At 61.3% G+C, this 1929-nt stretch carries 1 protein-coding gene; it reads left to right on the top strand.

Annotated elements, in window-relative coordinates; all coding sequences use genetic code 11:
- Window positions 1-161: 161 nt before the first annotated feature.
- On the top strand, window positions 162-1601 hold the full coding sequence (locus GY769_22545) for an IS1182 family transposase (GenBank protein MCP4204697.1): 1440 nt from the start codon (window positions 162-164) through the stop codon (window positions 1599-1601).
- Window positions 1602-1929 lie beyond the last annotated feature (328 nt).

Here is a 1929-nt window from a genome sequence, read left to right as displayed (position 1 = left end):
GGCTAGCTACCAAAGAAGGTTGCACGCCCCCAAAGCTAAATGTCTGCTCTTGGGGGTAAAGCGGACATGTCTGACGTGCCCTCCAATGTCTGCTTTTGACCCTGGCTGTGTGAAAACGCGGCACCTGATATGATTCCCTGGTGATCTGAGCGGGGGGTCGGATGAAGCGCTTTGTTGAAGGGGCGGATCGGGGGCAGAGCACATTGCTTCCCGAATGCCTGGACGACTGGATCGGCGAGGACAATCCGGTTCGGGCAATTGATGTCTTTGTCGATGCGCTGGATCTCGCCGAACTCGGGTTCGGCCGCGTCGCTCCAAAGGCGACGGGTCGGCCTTCGTATCATCCATCGGTTCTGCTGAAGCTCTACATCTACGGCTATCTCAACCGCGTTCAGTCGAGCCGGCGCCTCGAGCGCGAGGCCGGGCGCAACGTGGAGGCGATGTGGCTGACGGGCCGCCTTGCACCCGATCACAAGACGATCGCCGATTTCCGCAAGGACAACGGCCGCGCCATCCGTAAAGTCTGCGCCCGGTTCGTCGGCCTTTGCCGCGCGCTTGGCTTGCTCGCCGAGGCCAGTGTTGCCATTGACGGCAGCAAGTTCAAGGCGGTCAACAATCGGGACAGGAACTTCACGCGCGCCAAGATGGTCCGGCGCATGATGCAGATTGAGGAGAGCGTCGCGCGCTATCTGCACCAGCTGGACAGCGCCGACCGGCGAGAGCCGCCACAGGCACGCACGACCAAGACGACCCGCCTCAAAGAGAAGATTGCAAAGCTGAGGCAAGAAATGCAGCGCCTGGAGACGCTCGAGGCGCGGATGCTCGCCACACCGGACCAGCAGATCTCGCTCACCGATCCCGATGCCCGCTCGATGGCGACGAGCGGCCGGGGCTCCGGCGTCGTGGGCTACAACGTGCAAACAGCGGTCGACACAAAACATCATCTCATCGTTGCCCATGATGTGACCAACGTCGGCACCGATCGGTCTCAGCTCTCAGCGATCGCCAAAGAGACGAAAGCTACGCTGGAAACCGAGAGCCTCGATGTCGTCGCCGACCGGGGCTACTTCAGCAACGCGGAGATCTTAGCGTGCGAGGAGGTAGGCATCACGGTCACGCTTCCCAAGCCGCAGACCTCGGGCAACAAAGCCAAGGGCCGCTTCGTCAAGCAGGACTTCCGTTATGTGACGGAGGAGGACGCTTATATCTGTCCTGCCAACGAGAGGCTCATCTACCGCTACACGAACGAGGAAGATGGACTGGTCCTGCGTCGCTACTGGACCAGCGCGTGCCAGACCTGCGCCATCAAGCATCGCTGCACCACGGGCAAGGAGCGGCGGATCACCCGCTGGGAGCACGAGCATGTTCTCGAGGCGATCCAGCGGCGGCTCGACGAGCATCCCGAAAAGATGCGTCAGCGGCGCGAGACGGTCGAGCATCCCTTCGGCACGATCAAGGCCCGCATGGGGGCCACGCACTTCCTGATGAAGTCGCTGCCACGCGTGGCCACCGAGATGGCTCTACACGTGCTGGCCTACAACCTCACGCGCGTCATGAATATCTTGGGCCCTGGACCGCTGATGGCGGCCATGAGGGCATAGGTGACCGACGCTGAAATGCGCCTCTCATTGGCCGCGATGCCCCTCAATACGCAAAGAGCGTGCGCCGGAGTCGCTCGGAGACGAAAAAACCGTCAAAACCACAAGCATGACCTAATCGAGCTGCATCGGCCGAGGTCGCGAGCCCCGGCAGCTTCCGCAACAGCGTTTTTACACAGCCAGGACCCAAAGCGGACATTGGCTGCACTGGTCGCAAGGGAAGGCGGCAGTTCTCCGGATCCGCCGCCATATCCGCTTTAGCCTGCAGGCTTGAGTCTCTTCCTCGCCATCGTTGTCCTCCTGTTTCCAATATATCAGGGTGGACCAATTC

The organism is bacterium, from assembly GCA_024224155.1.
Taxonomy (GTDB): domain Bacteria; phylum Acidobacteriota; class Thermoanaerobaculia; order Multivoradales; family JAHEKO01; genus CALZIK01.
Note: the sequence above shows the minus strand (reverse complement) of the source record. Positions and strands in the feature narration are given on the sequence as shown.

Excerpts from the sequence above, each read along its gene's own strand:
- GY769_22545 (MCP4204697.1), top strand. The coding sequence starts at position 162 with ATGAAGCGCTTTGTTGAAGGGGCGGATCGGGGGCAGAGCACATTGCTT.